The 17,054-nt window shown below is 72.6% G+C and carries 10 protein-coding genes; 8 read left to right on the top strand and 2 right to left on the bottom strand.

Annotated elements, in window-relative coordinates; all coding sequences use genetic code 11:
- The first annotated feature begins 29 nt into the window (after nucleotides 1-29).
- The 3 genes from ABZ876_RS17875 (at nucleotide 30) to ABZ876_RS17865 (ending at nucleotide 6,246) form a co-directional block, all read left to right on the top strand.
- Complete coding sequence (locus tag ABZ876_RS17875) at nucleotides 30-908, top strand: hypothetical protein (protein WP_361781408.1); 879 nt, start codon at nucleotides 30-32, stop codon at nucleotides 906-908.
- A 133-nt stretch (nucleotides 909-1,041) separates the two neighbouring features.
- Complete coding sequence (locus ABZ876_RS17870; RefSeq protein ID WP_361781406.1) at nucleotides 1,042-5,676, top strand: hypothetical protein; 4,635 nt, start codon at nucleotides 1,042-1,044, stop codon at nucleotides 5,674-5,676.
- Between the two features lie 309 nt (nucleotides 5,677-5,985).
- A complete protein-coding gene (locus ABZ876_RS17865; RefSeq protein WP_361781403.1) occupies nucleotides 5,986-6,246 on the top strand; it encodes an oxidoreductase C-terminal domain-containing protein in 261 nt (86 codons plus the stop codon).
- A 63-nt stretch (nucleotides 6,247-6,309) separates the two neighbouring features.
- Here ABZ876_RS17865 and ABZ876_RS17860 read toward each other — a convergent pair whose 3' ends face one another.
- Nucleotides 6,310-6,903 (bottom strand): hypothetical protein, encoded by a 594-nt coding sequence (locus ABZ876_RS17860; protein ID WP_361781400.1) that lies wholly within the window; start codon nucleotides 6,901-6,903, stop codon nucleotides 6,310-6,312.
- A gap of 423 nt (nucleotides 6,904-7,326) precedes the next feature.
- On the opposite strand from ABZ876_RS17860, the gene ABZ876_RS17855 reads away from it, so the two are divergent.
- The 5 genes from ABZ876_RS17855 to ABZ876_RS17835 all read left to right on the top strand — a co-directional run bounded on the left by ABZ876_RS17855 (nucleotide 7,327) and on the right by ABZ876_RS17835 (nucleotide 15,411).
- On the top strand, nucleotides 7,327-10,119 hold the full coding sequence (locus ABZ876_RS17855; protein WP_361781397.1) for a nitrate- and nitrite sensing domain-containing protein: 2,793 nt from the start codon (nucleotides 7,327-7,329) through the stop codon (nucleotides 10,117-10,119).
- Complete coding sequence (locus ABZ876_RS17850) at nucleotides 10,116-10,556, top strand: roadblock/LC7 domain-containing protein (protein ID WP_361781394.1); 441 nt, start codon at nucleotides 10,116-10,118, stop codon at nucleotides 10,554-10,556. Before ABZ876_RS17855 ends, ABZ876_RS17850 begins: the two co-directional genes overlap by 4 nt.
- Before the next feature lie 9 nt (nucleotides 10,557-10,565).
- The gene (locus ABZ876_RS17845; protein WP_361781391.1) at nucleotides 10,566-10,961 is read left to right on the top strand and encodes a DUF742 domain-containing protein; all 396 of its coding nucleotides are present in this window, start codon (nucleotides 10,566-10,568) and stop codon (nucleotides 10,959-10,961) included.
- Nucleotides 10,962-11,207: 246 nt separating this feature from the next.
- Nucleotides 11,208-14,825 (top strand): hydantoinase B/oxoprolinase family protein, encoded by a 3,618-nt coding sequence (locus tag ABZ876_RS17840; protein ID WP_361781388.1) that lies wholly within the window; start codon nucleotides 11,208-11,210, stop codon nucleotides 14,823-14,825.
- Nucleotides 14,806-15,411: an ATP/GTP-binding protein gene (locus ABZ876_RS17835; RefSeq protein ID WP_361781385.1), complete on the top strand. Its 606-nt coding sequence runs from the start codon at nucleotides 14,806-14,808 to the stop codon at nucleotides 15,409-15,411. The genes ABZ876_RS17840 and ABZ876_RS17835 overlap by 20 nt, the downstream gene beginning before the upstream one ends.
- A gap of 103 nt (nucleotides 15,412-15,514) precedes the next feature.
- Here the strand turns inward: ABZ876_RS17835 and glpK are convergent, their stop codons facing one another.
- Nucleotides 15,515-17,038, bottom strand: a complete 1,524-nt coding sequence (gene glpK / locus ABZ876_RS17830) for a glycerol kinase GlpK (RefSeq protein ID WP_361781382.1) — start codon at nucleotides 17,036-17,038, stop codon at nucleotides 15,515-15,517.
- Nucleotides 17,039-17,054: the final 16 nt, after the last annotated feature.

Below are 17,054 nucleotides of genomic sequence, written 5' to 3'. Positions count from 1 at the left end.
CAGTACCAGCGCGACAAGGAGTCCCGACCGTGACCGAGCACGTCGAGTGGAGCGAGCCGGAGACCGTCGCCGCGCCGGCGAGCGCCGCCGTCACACCCGCCGACGCCGCCGACGCGGCGCGGCTCGTCGCCTTCGGGCTGCAACCCAAGCTGGTGCCCGCGCGCGACCAGGAGTACGCGGACCTGCTGCGCCGCTACCGCGAGGACCCGCCGTTCGGGCGCCTCGCCGACGCCGTCGCCACCGGACTCGGCCTGATCGTCCTCGAGGTGTCCCCGCGCGCCGGCATGGCCGTGACCGCCGCCGAGGACTCCGTGTTCGCCGTCCGCATGGGCGACTACGCGCGCCGTACGTCGGCCGATTCCGGCGACCGCTTCCTGCACGGTCTGGCCCATCTCGCCGTCGCCGCCCTCGCCTTTCCGCGCCCCGAGGACCTGGCGGACGACGGCTACATCGGCCGGGTCACGGTCAACGGCGTCGACGCCTTCGTGCGCCAGGCCTGCCGCCGTCTCGAGGAGCGGGCCGAGGAACAGGGCGAGAACACCGACCCGGCGACGGACGCGCCCGGCCTGGAGGCGGCCTGGCGCATCTGGGCCCGGCGCAGCGCGACCGGGGCCACCAAGGACGCCCGCAGACTGGCGGGTTCGACCACCGGCATCGTGGCCAAGGCCGTCGCGTTCCTCACCGACTCCGGCTTCCTTCAGCGTACGGGCGACGAGAACGGCGGCACCTACCGCACGACGGCCCGCTACCAGCTCCAGGTGCGCGACATGGCGAGCAGCGCGGCCATGGCCGAGCTCCTCGAACTGGGCGTCGTCCCGGTGACCGACGGCACGGCCACCCTGCTGGCCGCCGAGGACATCGACGACCTGGAGCTGGCGGCCGACGCCGGACTGCCGTTCCACTCCTGAGGCTGCCGGAGCGGGCCCCGAAGCGCCGCAGGGACGTCAAGTCCAGCGGTACGAGGCCTTCGAAGCTCCTGAAGCTCCCCGGACCTCCTCACTCCCTCCGAACACCCAGCACGACCGACGACGAGAGCCCCCCATGTACGAGCTGTCCCGGGTCCGCCTCTACTCCATCGGGCCGGCCGGTGCGCGCTATGCGGACACCGTGCTGGACCTGCGGGGTGTGGGTGATCTGGTGCCCGACCCCGCGCCCACCCAGGCGGAGTTCTTCGAGGAGGAGCCCGCCGGGCCGCCGCGCCGCCCCGCGCCCGCCGGCGTGCTCTTCCTGGAGAACGGCGGCGGCAAGTCCGTCCTGCTGAAGCTGATCTTCTCGGTGATGCTGCCGGGGCACCGCAACACCCTCGGCGGCGCCAGTTCGGGCGTGCTGCGCAAGTTCCTGCTCGCCGACGACTGCGGGCACGTGGCGCTGGAGTGGCAGCACACGCTGACCGGCGAGTGCGTCGTGGTCGGCAAGGCGAGCGAGTGGCGCGGCCGCCAGGTCTCCAACGACCCGAGGAAGTTCGCGGAGGCCTGGTACTCCTTCCGGCCGGGACCCGGCCTCAGCCTCGACAACCTGCCGGTCGCCGAGTCCACCGCAGTACGGCCGCCCGTCGAGGGCGCGTCCGGGGCGCAGGGGCGGCGCCGCACCATGAAGGGCTTCAGGGACGCCCTCGTGGAGGCGGGCAAGGCGTACCCGCACCTGGAAGTGCACTGGGAGGAGATCCACGACCGCTGGAACGAGCATCTGACGGACCTCGGTCTCGACCCCGAACTCTTCCGCTACCAGCGGGAGATGAACGCCGACGAGGGCGAGGCCGCCGGACTCTTCGCGGTCAAGAAGGACTCCGACTTCACGGACCTGCTGCTGCGCGCGGTCACCGACACCCGGGACACCGACGGACTCGCCGACCTGGTCAGCGGGTTCGGCAACAAGCTGGGACGGCGCTCCGAGCTGATCGCCGAGCGGGACTTCACCGCCGGGTCGGTGGACCTGCTCGGACGGATCGTCGACGCCACCGAGGCCCGGTCACGGGCACGGGACATCCACGCGGGCGCCGAGCGCCGTACCCGCACCCTGGCCCGGCGGCTTTCCGGGCGGGGGGCGCAGGAGCGGGTCCGGGCCGCCGATCTGGCCCAGCGGGTGACCGCCGCCGCGCATGCCGTCACCCATGCCGAGGGCGCCAGGGAGCGCAGTGCCCTGGTCGCGGCGGAACTGGCGTACCGGCACGCCTCCTTGGCCCTCGCCGGCGCCGAGAAGACCGCCGCCGCGCAGAAGCGCGAACTGGCCGACGCCCGCCAGCTGTACTCCGCGTGGCAGGCCGCCGAGGCCGTCCTGCGGCACCGCGCCGCCGCCGACCGCTCCGCGCGCGTGGCCGCCGCGATCCGCGAGGCCGAGCGGGACGCCGCCCCGGCGCTCGCCGCCCGAGCCAAGGCCGCCGTCGATCTCGTCCGGGCGCTGCACTCGGCCGCCGAGAGCGCCGAGTCGCTGGCCAACGAGGAGGAGGAGCGGTCCGCCGCCCTCCAGGAGGCCGGCGAGTCCGCGCATCGGGACTCCACCGCCGCCGCCACCCAGGCGCAGCGTGCCCGCAGTGAGGTGGAGCATCTGCGCGAGCGGCTCGCCGAGGTGGAGCAGGAGACCGCGCAGGCCGTACGGGCCGGCTGGCTCGACGACAGCGCCCCCGACGCCGACCCGGCGCGGGCCGCACTGGCCGCGAGTGACGCCGAGAAGACGGCGGTCGCCGCCTGGGACGGCGCCCGCGAGGCCTCCCGCCGTGCCTCCGAGCACGCCCGTGAGGCCGCCTCCGCCGAGTCCCGGGCGGAACTGACGGCGGCCCGCGCGGCGGACGCCGCCACGGCCGCCGAGCGGACGTACCAGGCCGAGCGCCGGACCGCCGAGGCGCTGGCCGCGGAGGAGCGCCTGGCGGAACTGCTGAGCCTGTCGGGCACCAACGCACGCAAGCGGGTCCCCGGGCCCCGCCGCGACACGGACGCGGACACGGCGGGTGCTCCGGCCACCGGTGAGGGCCCCCTCACCCCCGAGGAGCTGGACGGCTTCGCCGACGAGCTGCGCGTCCTGCTGGAGGACTCCGTCGCCTCCGCCGAACGGCAGCTCTTCGATCTGCGCACCGCGGCGGCCGACGACGCGCGCATCCTCGGGGCGCTGGGTGACGGCGGGCTGCTTCCGCCCGGCCCCGATGTCCTCGCGACCGTCGAGTTCCTCGGCGAGCACGGCATTCCCGCGCTGCCCGGCTGGCGCTATCTCGCGCAGGCCGTCGACCCCGCCGACCACGCGCGCGTGCTGGCCGCCCGCCCCGAACTCGTCGACGGCGTGATCATCACCGATCCGGACTCGCACTCCCGGGCCCGGCAGGCGCTGAGCGACGTCGCGCTGCTGCCCCGCTCCGCCGTCGCCGTGGGCACCGCCGCCGCGCTGCTCGCCCCGGCCCCGGCCCTCGACGAGCACGACGGTGGCGCCGCCGTCTTCCTCGTACCGCCGAACCCGGCCATGCACGACGAGCACGCCGCCGACCAGGAGCGGCAGGCGCTGCGCGCGCGGGCCACCGCCCGCGACGAGGAGATCCGGGCGCTCGCCGCCCGCCTCGGCAAGGACCGGGAGCTGGCGGCCCGGCTGGCCTCCTGGCGCACCGGTTGCCCGGCCGGGCGGCTGACCGAACTCTCCGGTGCCGCCCGGGACGCCCGCGTGTTCGCCGAGGAGGCGGAGGCCGAGCTGGCCGAGGCGCGCACCGCCCGCGCCGAGGCCGACGAGCTTGCGGCCGAGGCCGCCCGGCTGCGGGACGAGCGGCAGGACGCCGCCCAGAAGGCCCGTCGAGCCGCCGACGCCCTCGCGGGACTCGCCTTCCGGCTGCGCGAGCGCGCGGGCTGGCAGGTCAAGCTGCGTGAACTCGCCGACGAGGCGGTCGAGTCGGAGGCCCGCGCCCAGTCCTGGCTGGAACGCGCCCGTGCCGCCGACGAGGACCGCCGCGCGGCCCAGCGCGCCGCCGACGACGCCCGCCGCACGGCGCGTGCGCTGCGCGCCGAGCGCGCGGAGATCGCGGGCGCCCCCGACGACGTACCGGAGGACGACGCGGAGCCACCCAAGGCGGCCCTGCCCGCCCTCCGCGAGGCCTACCGGGCCGCCTCCCAGGTGTACGAGAAGGTCGGCGTCGGTGCCGATCTGCGGGCCGAACAGGCGCGGGCCGAGAGCGACGACTCCGCCGCGCTCGCCGAACTGGACCGGCTCAGCAACAAGGTGCGCACGCGTGCCGAGCAGCTCCTCGAGTCCCCGGACGGCTCGGACGGCCCGTCGCGGCAGGCCGCCGCCGCGCGCGCCGAGGAGCTGGTGCAGCTGCTGGAGACCCGTGTGTCCACGGCCAGCGAGCAGCTCGGACGGCTGCGCGGTGAGGCCGAGCGGCACGCGCCCGAGAACGGCGAGGCCCACACCGAGCTGCCGGAGGAGCTGGTGCCCCGGGACGCCGAGCACGCGCAGGCCCTGCTGCGCACCGCGACGGCCGAGCTCGCCTCCCGTGCCGAGGCGCTCGGCCAGGCCCGCGAGGCCCACGCCGAACTCCTCGAGACCCACCGGACCGCCGAGGACGCGGCAAGCGGCTTCGACGAGGTCGCGGCCATGCTCCGCGACCTGCTGCGCGAGCACGCCGCGGTGGAGGACCAGGAGGAGCCGGAGCCCTATCCGGGCAACCTGGAGGAGGCCCGCCGGGCCGCCGCCGAGACCCGCAGGTCGCTGCGGGGCTGTGCCGCCGATCTGTCCGCCGCCGAGGCCGCCGTGCGGGAGGCCTGCGACGTGCTGGTGCGGCACGCCAACTCCACACGGTACGAGCAGGTCCGCACCCCCGCCCGGCAGCAGATCCGTGAACTGCCCGCGTCCGCGCTGCCGGAACACGCGCAGCGGTGGGCGAATGCCTTCGCGCCCCGGCTGCGCGTACTGACCGACGAACTGGCGCAGCTGGAGCGCAACCGCGACTCCATCGTGGACCGTCTACGTGGCCTGGTGGAGTCGGCGCTGGCGACCCTGCGGTCCGCACAGCGGCTGTCCCGGCTCCCCGAGGGCCTCGGTGAGTGGTCCGGGCAGGAGTTCCTGCGGATCCGCTTCGAGGAACCCGACCCGGCCACGCTGATCGAACGCCTGGGCGAGGTCATCGACGACGCGACCCGTGCGGCCGTCAAGAAGAACTCCGACCTGCGGCGCGACGGGATGTCGCTACTGCTGAGGGGGGTCGCGGCGGCGCTCCAGCCCAAGGGCGTCGCGGTCGAGATCCTCAAGCCGGACGCCGTGCTGCGCGCCGAGCGCGTCCCGGTAGGGCAGATGGGAGACGTGTTCTCCGGCGGCCAGCTGCTCACCGCCGCCATCGCGCTGTACTGCACGATGGCCGCGCTGCGCTCCAACGACCGGGGGCGTGACAAGCACCGCCACGCGGGCACGCTGTTCCTGGACAACCCCATCGGACGCGCCAACGCCACGTATCTGCTGGAGCTCCAGCGGGCCGTGTCGGACGCGCTCGGTGTGCAGCTCCTCTACACCACCGGACTGTTCGACACCACCGCGCTCGCCGAGTTCCCGCTGGTCATCCGGTTGCGCAACGACGCCGACCTGCGGGCCGGACTGAAGTACATCCGGGTGGAGGAACACCTCCGGCCGGGGCTGCCGCAGCAGCCCCAGACCGGGGAGGCGGTGCACAGCGAGATCACCGCGACACGGATGTTCAAACGGCCTGTGTGACCTGTGTGACCTGTGTGACCTGAGCGTTCTCCCTGAGGAGATCCGGACGGTGCTGTGGGTCTTGCGGATGTAGTCCAGCAGTCCCCCCGGGTCAGTTCGGCACGCAGGGCGCGTGCGTCGTCGAGGGCGCGCAGGGTGTGCACTCCGGCCAGGCACTCGCCGGGCAGTCGGCGGCGGTCTCGGACATGACGTCACGGTCGTCGATGCCGCACCACTGCCCCTCGGCCCGCAACTCGGCCCCGAGACGGGGCCACCGAGCAGTCCCATGTCGCCGTACGCAATCTGCCGGCGGGGCACCCGGCGGAGACGGTGCGCTCGCTGCCGTGCTTCTGGTCCGACCAGTACGGTGTGCGCCTCCAGTCCGCGGGGCGTCGGCACACGACCGACACCGTGCGCATCGCCGAGGGCGCACTTAAGGACGGCGCGCCCGTCGAAGGCGGTCTCCTCCCGGTCTACGAGCGCGACGGGCGGACCACGGCGGTCCTCTCCTTCGACCGCCCCCGCCCGTTCATGCGGATCAGGCGTGAACTCGCGCGCGCCGTCGAACCGGTGGGGCCGACGGCATCGTGACCCTTGGGTGGAGGCGGGCCGGTCGGCGGGACCACGGTGGATGCCCGCCCTCAGCCCACACGGTCAGGGATGCGACAGCTGGCCGGCCCCGCCCTGCCTGCGTATGCGCCGCCGGGTGCGCTCCGCGGCCCGCGCCTGCCGGCGGACCGTGCGGCGCTCGCGGCGCAGCTCCCGGGCCGTGCTGCTGGGTGCCGACACCACCCCATGGCGCTGATACCACACCTGGCGCGTCACCCAGACGTCGAGCACGCCCCAGGTCGCCACCACCGTACTGGCGACGCTCGACAGAACCATCGGGAACGCCAGCCAGGAGTCGGCCATCGTGCACAGAAAGGCGACGACCGCCTGGATCAGTGTCACCGAAATGACGAGTACCGCCCGCACCGCCGCCGTACGCACCGGATCCGGGAGCCGTCGCCTGCGCGCGGGCTCCTCCACCCACAACGGCCGGTAGGGCGCCTCGTGAAACTCCTCGTGCGCCGGCACCCCCCGCTCGCCCAGCGGGGAGTCCCCCGGGACCGCCGTGCCTCGCTCCCGCGCCTCCTCTCGGGCGGCGCGCGCCGGAAAGCCGCGATCCGCCCCCTGCGCCTCCCCCCGCGCCGTCTTGGGTGCCGCACCACCCGACCCGGGCGTCCCGCGCCGCTCCGCCGTGCCCATCAACGTGTCACTCCCCACCGCCCGCAGACCGCTCGTCCCGGTGCCATCCGACCCCGGCTTCCCAGTGGCTGCCCGGCTTGCGCGGTTTTACGCCGCCTGAGTGCGGCATGCGGCGCCGGTGGCCGAATCCGCCCCCGATTCCCCGTACGGAAGGACGATCGACGTTCCGCGAAGATTCCCGTCGAACGAAAATTTCCGGCCAACCGCCCCGGATGCCCGATCCGAGGTCCTCCTGTGCCGCATGCCGGTTCCGGGGAGCAAATGCCCCCCAATGACGGGACAACTCCCCATGTCCTGTTCGCTGTCCATGGGGTGGTGCGGCGGGTCGGCCTTTCGAGATACCTGTGTGTCGGTAGTAGGCTCACGCCGTTTGTTGACGCACATGTGTACCCCCGGCCGGAGGGGGGCGAGCTGGGGGAGGCCATGCGCTTTCGCGGGAAGTCCATCCGCCGGAAGATCGTGGCGCTCCTTCTCGTGCCGCTCCTGTCCCTGACCGCCATCTGGGCCTTCGCGACCGTGCTCACCGGCCGTGCGGCCCAGTCCGTGTTCCACGCCTCGTACATCGTCGAAAAGGTCGGCTACCCCACCGAGGACACGGTCCGAGTCCTGCAGGAGGAGCGCCGCCAGACCCTCGTCTACCTCGCGGACCCGCGCGCCTCCGACTCCCTCGCCGCGCTCCGCCGCAGCCGCGCCGCCACCGACCAGGTCGTCGCCAAGCTCCGTCGCAACAGCAAGGACAAGGACCTGCGCGAGGACGCGGGGGCGGGCACCGCCCAGCGCCTCACCTCCGTCCTGGAAGCCCTGGACGGTATGCAGGCGCTGCGCCGCAGTGTCGAGGAGGGCACCGTCGGCCGCACCCAGGCCCTGGACCTCTACAACCGTCTGGTCGACCCCTGCTTCACGCTCCTGTCCAACCTGCGGGTCCTGGACAACGTGGACATGGACAGGCAGAGCCGTGCGCTCGCCGGTGTCTTCCGCGCCCGCGAACTGCTCTCCCGCGAGGACGCCCTCCTCGGCTCCGCGCTCGTCGCCGGACGGATCACCCGCGACGACATCCACGCCGTCTCCGGCCTCGTCGCTCAGCGCGGCGTGATGTACGACGTCAGCCTGCCCCTGCTGCCGGGCTCGGAGAGCGGACGCTTCCAGCGCTACTGGAGGAACGCCGGCACCGCACCCCTTCGCATGGCCGAACGGTCCGTCGTCGGCGCCGCCCCCGGCACCCCGCACGGTGTCACCGCGCAGAGCTGGAACGAGGCGGCTGGGCAGGTCCTCGACCGGCTCGACCGGATGAGCACCCAGGCCGGCGACCGCTACCAGGACCGCGTCCGTCCCCTGGCCGTCGACGTCATCGCCAAAGCGGCCGTGGCGGGCGTCCTGGGCCTCGTCGCCCTGCTGATCTCCCTGATCATGTCCGTACGCATCGGCCGCCACCTCGTCCGCGATCTGCGCCGGCTGCGCCTGGACGCCCATGAGGCGTCCGGAGTGCGGCTGCCCAGCCTGATGCGCCGTCTCTCGGCGGGCGAACAAGTCGACATCGAGACCGAGGTACCCCGTCTGGAGTACGGCCAGAACGAGATCGGCGAGGTCGGCCAGGCCCTCAACACCCTCCAGCGCGCCGCCGTCGAGGCCGCCGTCAAACAGGCCGAACTGCGCGCCGGGGTCTCCGAGGTCTTCGTCAACCTCGCCCGCCGCAGCCAGGTCCTGCTGCACAAGCAGCTGACCCTGCTCGACACCATGGAACGCAGGACCGAGGACACCGAGGAACTCGCCGACCTCTTCCGGCTCGACCACCTCACCACCCGTATGCGCCGCCACGCCGAGGGCCTGGTCATCCTCTCCGGAGCCGCCCCCTCCCGGCAGTGGCGCAAGCCGGTCCAGCTCATGGACGTTGTGCGCGCCGCCGTCGCCGAGGTGGAGGACTACGAGCGCGTCGAGGTACGACGGCTGCCGCGCGTCGCCGTCACCGGCCCCGCGGTCGCCGACCTCACCCACCTGGTGGCCGAACTCCTGGAGAACGCCACGGTTTTCTCGCCGCCGCACACCGCCGTCCAGGTCCTCGGCGAACGCGTGGCCAACGGCTTCACCCTGGAGATCCACGACCGCGGCCTCGGCATGTCGGCCGAGGCGCTTCTCGACGCCAACCTCAGACTCGCCGAAACTCCCGAGTTCGAGCTGTCCGACACCGACCGGCTCGGCCTCTTCGTGGTCAGCAGACTCGCCCGGCGCCAGAACGTCCGTGTCTCGCTCCAGCCGTCCCCCTACGGCGGCACCACGGCCGTCGTCCTGATCCCCGACGCGCTGCTGACCGACGACGTCCCGGACACCAACGGAATCGGCTTCCGCCTCGACCGCCCGATGCCCGAGAAGACGGAGGGGGAGACCGGGGAGCGCACATCGGCGCTCTCCCACGTGCCCGTCCAGCTCCCGGGCATCCCGGCGGCCATCCTGGACGGCCCGGTGGAGCTGGAGGCCCCCGTCGACCTGGACGCGCTCGACGACTTCCCCGGTGCGCTCGGCGGCGAGGACAGCGAACGCGGTGGTCTCTTCCGCCCCCGGCGTTCACTCTCCGAGCCCCCGGGCGTACAGCGCCGCCCGGCACCGGACACGCGCCGCGAAGCGGCCCGGCCCACTGACACCGACCACCCGGGCGCACCCGTTCCGCTGCCGGTTCGCCGCGCCCCCAAGCTCGTCAGCTCCCACGGCCGCCCGGTGACGGGACAGGGGTTGCGGCGCGGAAGGGCCGACGCGGAGACGGAGCCGCCGGAGCGGCGGGTGACGGATCTCCAGGAGGCCCGACGACCGTCCGGCCGCCAGACGGAACCCAGGGGAGGTGTCCCCCGTTCTCCCGGTGACCGGTCCGAGGCCCCTGCCCTGCCGCAGCGGCGTCGCACCAGGCCCCCGGCAGGCCCGGAAGCGACCACCCCGCCGCAGGACGCGGCGGACGGACCGGCAGAATCGGGCGCGGGCGCACTGCCCCGCCGGGTCCGGCAGGCCAGCCTGGCACCGCAGTTGAAGGAAGGTCCCGATCGGCGCCTGGAACAGGACCGGTCCCACGCCGGGAACCGGGCAGGGCCGGCCGAGCGCGACGCCGACGAGGTCCGCAGCCGATTCGCCTCGCTCCAGCGGGGCTGGCAGCGCGGCCGCGAGGACAACGCCGCCGGCGACGAGGCCCCGGACGGCTCAGCACGAGGAACGACAGAGGGGGACGGTCGATGACCGCACCGAAGGCCGCAGGGCCCACCGCGACGAACAAGGCATCGGGAGAGCTGAACTGGCTCCTCGACGACCTGGTGGAGCGCGTAGCCAGCATCCGCAAGGCGCTCGTGCTCTCCAGCGACGGCCTGCCGACAGGGGTCTCCAGGGAGCTGAGCCGGGAGGACGGCGAGCACCTCGCCGCGGTCGCCTCCGGATTCCACAGCCTCGCCAAGGGGGTCGGGCGGCACTTCGACGCCGGTGGCGTCCGGCAGACCATCGTGGAACTCGACGAGGCGTTCCTGTTCGTGACGGCCGCCGGTGACGGAAGCTGCCTCGCCGTTCTGTCGGACGCGGACTCCGACGTCGGTCAGGTGGCCTACGAGATGACCCTGCTGGTCAAGCGGGTCGGCGCACATCTCGCCTCCACTCCGCGCACCGATCTGCCTTCGGGCGGGTAGTGAGATGGCATGAGCGGAGACGGTCAGGGAAGCAGCCACTGGTTCGACGACGAGGCCGGGCCCGTGGTCCGTCCGTACGCCATGACGCGCGGCCGCACCAACCACGGTGCCCAGCACCGCCTCGACCTGATCGCCGTGGTCGTCACGGAACCGCACGCGGACGATCCCGAGGCGGACCCGTCGCTGTCCCCGGAACACGTGGACATCGTCGAGCTCTGCCGTGAGGCACCCCAGTCGGTCGCAGAACTCGCCGCCGGACTCGATCTGCCCGTCGGCGTGGTCCGTGTCCTCGTGGGAGACCTCGTGGACGAGGAACTGGTCCATGTGTCGCGCCCCGTACCCCCCGCCGAGCTCGTGGACGAGAGCATCCTGCGCGATGTGATCAACGGCCTGCGGGCCTTGTGAGCCGGCGGTGTCCGCGCCGCCCATCCGGCCGGGGCGCGGACATCGGGAGGCCGGCGCCGGCCGAGCACGGGAGAACCGGGGGGAGGACCCCGGAACGCGGACGGGTGCCGGTGCGGGCCCGCGCGCGTGGACCGGCGCCGGCCGGGGCCGCCCGTTATGATCTGACCGATCGTCGACCACCGTCCGCGACGAGCCGATCACCCGCCCGCGGACACGGTTCCGAGCAGCGCGATCGGAGAGAGGGACGTGACCACGGGCTGGCAGTTCTGGGTCGACCGCGGCGGCACCTTCACCGACATCGTCGCGCGCCGCCCGGACGGCCGCCTGCTCACCCACAAGCTGTTGTCGGACAACCCTCACCGCTACACGGACGCGGCCGTCGCGGGCGTGCGCGAACTCCTGGACCCCGACGAGCCGATCGACGGCGTCCGGATGGGCACGACCGTCGCCACGAACGCCCTCCTGGAACGCAAGGGCGAACGCACCCTCCTCGTCATCACCCGAGGCTTCCGCGACGCCCTGCGCATCGCCTACCAGAACCGCCCGAGCATCTTCTCCCGCGCGATCGAGCTCCCGGAGCCGCTGTACGAGCGGGTCGTCGAGGTCGACGAACGCATCGCCGCCGACGGCACCGTCCTGCGCGCTCCCGATCTCGGGGCTCTCGCCGGACCGCTCCGCGAAGCGCACGACGACGGGATCCGCGCGGTCGCCGTGGTCTGCATGCACAGCCATCTTCACCCCGCCCACGAGCAGGCCATCGGCGAGCTGGCCGCCCGGACGGGCTTTCCGCAGATCTCGCTCTCCAGCGAGGTCAGCCCCTTGATGAAACTGGTCCCGCGTGGCGACACGGCCGTCGTCGACGCCTACCTCTCGCCCGTTCTCCGCCGATACATCCGACATGTTGCCGACGAACTCGAGGGCGTACGGCTGATGTTCATGCAGTCCAACGGAGGACTCGCCGAGGCCGGACAGTTCCGCGGCAAGGACGCCATCCTCTCCGGACCCGCGGGCGGCATCGTCGGCATGGCCCGGATGTCGCAGCTCGCCGGCTTCGACCGCGTCATCGGTTTCGACATGGGCGGCACGTCCACCGACGTCTCCCACTTCGCCGGGGAGTACGAGCGGGTCTTCACCACACGGATCGCGGGCGTCCGGCTGCGCGCACCGATGCTCGACATCGACACGGTCGCGGCCGGCGGCGGCTCGATCCTCCACTTCGACGGCTCCCGCTACCGTGTGGGGCCGGACTCGGCGGGCGCGACCCCGGGGCCGGCCTGCTACCGGGGCGGCGGCCCGCTCACGGTCACGGACGCCAACGTCATGCTCGGCCGCATCCAGCCCGCCCACTTCCCCAAGGTGTTCGGCCCGGACGGCGGCGAGCCCTTGGACGACACCCTGGTCCGTGACCGCTTCGCCGCCCTCGCACACGAGATCGGCGAGCGGACCGGCGACGAACGCACCCCCGAACAGGTCGCCGAGGGCTATCTGCGGATCGCGGTCGCCAACATCGCCAACGCCGTCAAGCGGATCTCGGTCCAGAAGGGCCACGACGTCACCCGCTACGCGCTCACCACCTTCGGCGGAGCGGGCGGGCAGCACGCGTGCATGGTCGCCGACTCCCTGGGCATCCGCACCGTCCTCGTGCCGCCCATGGCCGGCGTGCTCTCCGCGCTCGGTATCGGCCTCGCCGACACCACGGCCATGCGCGAACAGTCCGTCGAGGCACCCCTGGAACCCGCCGCCATGCCCCGTGTCCGCGAGACTGCCGAGGACCTGGCGGCCGCCGCCCGCGCCGAGCTCCTCGCCGAGGACGTGCCCGAAGGCCGCATCCGGGTCGCCCGCCGGGCCCAGCTGCGCTACGACGGCACGGACACCACCCTCACCGTCGAGCTGACCGAGCCCGACACGATGAGGCGCGCCTTCGAAGAGCGTCATCGCGCCACGTACTCCTTCACGCTCGACCGTCCGATCGTCGTCGAAGCCCTCTCCGTGGAAGCCACCGGCATCACCCAACCCCCCGATCTGTCCGCCCTCGCCCCATACGAAGGCCGCTCCGCCGCGCCCGAGACCGTCCGCCTCCACACGGGCGGCGCCTGGCGCGACGTACCTCTCCAGCGCCGGGAGCACCTGCCTCCCGGCGACACCGTGACCGGCCCCGCCGTCATCACGGAGACCAGTGCGACGACCGTCGTCGACGACGGCTGGCGGGCCGCGGCGACCGACGACGGGCATCTGGTCATGGAACGCACGGCGATTACGGAGAGTTCCGATCTCGACACAGAAGTCGATCCCGTCCTGCTCGAGGTGTTCAACAACCTCTTCATGTCCATCGCCGAACAGATGGGCGCCCGCCTGGAGTCCACGGCCCAGTCCGTCAACATCAAGGAACGCCTGGACTTCTCCTGCGCCCTCTTCGACACCGAGGGCAACCTGGTCGCCAACGCCCCCCACATCCCCGTCCACCTGGGCTCCATGGGCACCAGCGTCAAAGAGGTCATCCGACGGCGCGCGGGCCGTATGCGCCCCGGAGACACCTACGCCGTCAACGACCCGTACCACGGCGGCACCCATCTGCCCGACGTCACCGTCATCACCCCGGTCTTCGACACGGAGGGCGAGCGCATCCTGTTCCACGTCGCCTCCCGCGGCCACCACGCCGAGATCGGCGGCATCGCCCCCGGCTCCATGCCCGCGCACAGCCGCACCATCGAGCAGGAGGGCGTCCTCTTCGACAACTGGCTGCTCGCCGAGAACGGCCGTTTCCGTGAGGAGGAGACGTTCCGGCTGCTGACCGAGGCGCCGCACCCGTCACGCAACCCGAAGACCAACCTCGCCGACCTCCGCGCCCAGATCGCCGCCAACCGGAAGGGCGTCGACGAAGTCGGGCGCATGATCGAGGACTTCGGCCTCGATGTCGTCCAGGCGTATATGAAGCACGTCCAGGACAATGCCGAGGAGGCCGTCCGCCGTGTCATCGACGCGCTGGACGACGGCGAGTACGCCTACGAGACGGACTCCGGCGCGGTCATCCGCGTCCGGGTGCGCGTGCACCGCGACAGCCGCTCCGCGACGATCGACTTCACCGGCACGTCCCCGCAGCTGACCACCAACTTCAACGCCCCCTTCTCCGTCGTCAACGCGGCGGTCCTGTACGTCTTCCGCACCCTCGTGGCCGACGACATCCCGCTGAACGACGGCTGTCTGCGTCCCCTGGACATCGTCGTCCCGTCCGGCTCGATGCTCGCGCCCGGGCCCCCGGCCGCCGTCGTCGCCGGCAACGTCGAGACCTCCCAGTCCCTCACCGGCGCGCTCTACGCGGCACTGGGAGTGCAGGCAGAGGGCTCCGGCACCATGAACAACGTCACCTTCGGCAACGACCGGTACCAGTACTACGAGACCGTGGCCTCCGGCTCCGGCGCGGGCGACGGCTTCCCGGGTGCCCCCGTCGTGCAGACCCACATGACCAACTCGCGCCTGACCGATCCCGAGGTGCTGGAGTGGCGACTGCCCGTCCTGCTCGACGAGTTCGCGGTACGGTACGGCAGTGGCGGCGCCGGCCGCTGGCGCGGGGGCGACGGAGCGGTCCGCCGTATCCGTTTCCGGGAGCCCATGACCGTCTCCACCCTCTCCCAGCACCGCAGGGTCCCGCCCTACGGCATGGCGGGTGGCGGACCGGGCGCGCTCGGCGTCAACCGTGTGGAGCGCGCGGACGGCACCGTGCTGCACCTCGAGGGCAGTGACGCCGCGGACGTCGGCCCCGGCGACGTACTGGTCGTCGAGACACCCGGCGGCGGAGGCTACGGACCGCCGCCCACCGATCCCCATCGAGCAGGAGAAGAGAACGATGATCTTCGGGCGCAGTGAGCGCGGCAAGCCTCCGGTCGAGCCCGTCACGCTCAAGATCCTCGTGGCCGGCGGATTCGGCGTGGGCAAGACGACGCTCGTCGGCGCGGTCAGCGAAATCAGGCCACTGCGCACCGAGGAGGTGCTCACCGAGGCCGGTCGTCCCGTCGACGACACCAGCGGCGTCGAGCGCAAGCACACCACCACCGTCGCGATGGACTTCGGCCGTATCACCCTCCGCGATGACCTGACGCTGTACCTGTTCGGCACGCCGGGCCAGGACCGCTTCTGGTTCCTGTGGGACGAACTGGCCGCCGGCGCCCTGGGAGCGGTCGTCCTCGCCGACACCCGGCGCCTGGAGGACTGCTTCGCCGCCGTCGACTACTTCGAGCGCCGCACCATACCCTTCGTCGTCGGCGTGAACTGCTTCGACGAAGCCGCCCGTTACCCCGCCGAGGTCGTACGGCGGGCCCTCGATCTCGACGACGGCGTGCCGGTCGTCCTGTGTGACGCCCGCGAGCGCCAGTCGGTGAAGGAGGTCCTCATCGAGGTGGTCCGGCACTCCATGGCGTACACGGCCGACGACCGTGCGAGCGTCCCCACCTGATCCGCCGCGCACGCGGCCCGTACCCCGCCGACCGGGGTACGGGCCGCCGCCGGGCACGCACGCGTGGCGCGCATGCGAGACGCACGCACGCGTGGAGGTGCTGTCAGTGCACCCCGTCCTCGTCGTGCCAGCCGAAGCTCTTCTCCACGGCCTTGCGCCAGTGGTGGTACTCGCGATCACGCACCGGCGCCTCCATGACGGGTGTCCACTCGGCGTCCCGCCGCCAGTGCGACTTCAGTTCGTCGAGGTCGTTCCACACCCCGGTGGCGAGACCGGCCGCATAGGCGGCGCCCAGGCAGGTCGTCTCGGAGACCTCGGGACGGATCACGGGCACCCCGAGCACGTCTGCCTGGTGCTGCATCAGCAGATTGTTCTTCGTCATGCCTCCGTCGACCTTGAGAGTGGTGATCTGCACCCCCGAGTCCTGGTACATGGCGTCGACGACCTCGCGTGTCTGCCAGCTCGTCGCCTCCAGCACCGCACGCGCCAGGTGGGCCTTGGTGACGTAGCGGGTCAGACCGGTGATCACGCCGCGCGCGTCGGAGCGCCAGTACGGCGCGAACAGGCCGGAGAAGGCCGGAACGACGTACGCCCCGCCGTTGTCCTCGACGCTCGCGGCGAGCGTCTCGATCTCGTCCGCGCTGCGGATGATGCCGAGCTGGTCGCGGAACCACTGCACCAGTGCGCCCGTGATCGCGATCGAGCCCTCCAGACAGTAGACCGGCGCCTCGTCGCCGATCTTGTAGCCCATGGTCGTGAGCAGGCCGCTCTTCGACGGGACCGGCCGGGTACCGGTGTTGAGCAGCAGGAAGCTGCCCGTGCCGTAGGTGTTCTTCGCCGTGCCCACGTCGTAGCAGGCCTGCCCGAACACGGCCGCCTGCTGATCGCCCAGCGCCGAGGCGACGGGCACGCCCGACAGCTGGCCGACGGCGGTCCCGTACACCTCGGAGGACGACCTGATCTCCGGCAGCACGGCCTCGGGGATGTTCATGGCTGACAGCAGCGAGGAGTCCCACTGGAGCGTCTCCAGGTTCATCAGCATGGTGCGCCCCGCGTTGGTGACGTCGGTGACGTGCAGGCCGCCGTCCGTGCCCCCGGTCAGGTTCCAGATCAGCCAGGAGTCGATGGTGCCGAAGGCGATCTCGCCGCGCTCGGCCCGCGCCCTGAGACCGGGCACGTTGTCGAGGAGCCAGGCGGCCTTGGGGCCGGAGAAGTAGCTCGCGAGGGGCAGGCCGGTCTGCTCGCGGAAACGATCCTGCCCGTCCGCACCTCCGAGTTCGTTGCACAGTGCGGCCGTCCTGGTGTCCTGCCAGACGATCGCGTTGTGCACGGGCTTGCCCGTGGCGCGGTCCCACAGCACCGTCGTCTCGCGCTGGTTGGTGATGCCGAGCGCGCTGAGTTGGCCGGCGCGCAGCCCGGCTTTGGCGATCGCGCCCGCGACCACTGCCTGCACCTTGGACCAGATCTCCGTGGCGTCGTGCTCCACCCAGCCTGGCTTGGGGAAGATCTGGCGGTGTTCGCGCTGGTCGACGGCGACGATCGCGCCGCCCTGGTCGAAGATGATGCAGCGGCTGGACGTGGTGCCCTGGTCGATGGCGGCGACGTACTTGTGGGCCTTGTCCGTCATGACGTCCCCTTCGTCA

Origin of the sequence: Streptomyces sp. NPDC046931 (assembly GCF_040644655.1) — a bacterium.
Classification (GTDB): domain Bacteria; phylum Actinomycetota; class Actinomycetes; order Streptomycetales; family Streptomycetaceae; genus Streptomyces.
Note: the sequence above shows the minus strand (reverse complement) of the source record. Positions and strands in the feature narration are given on the sequence as shown.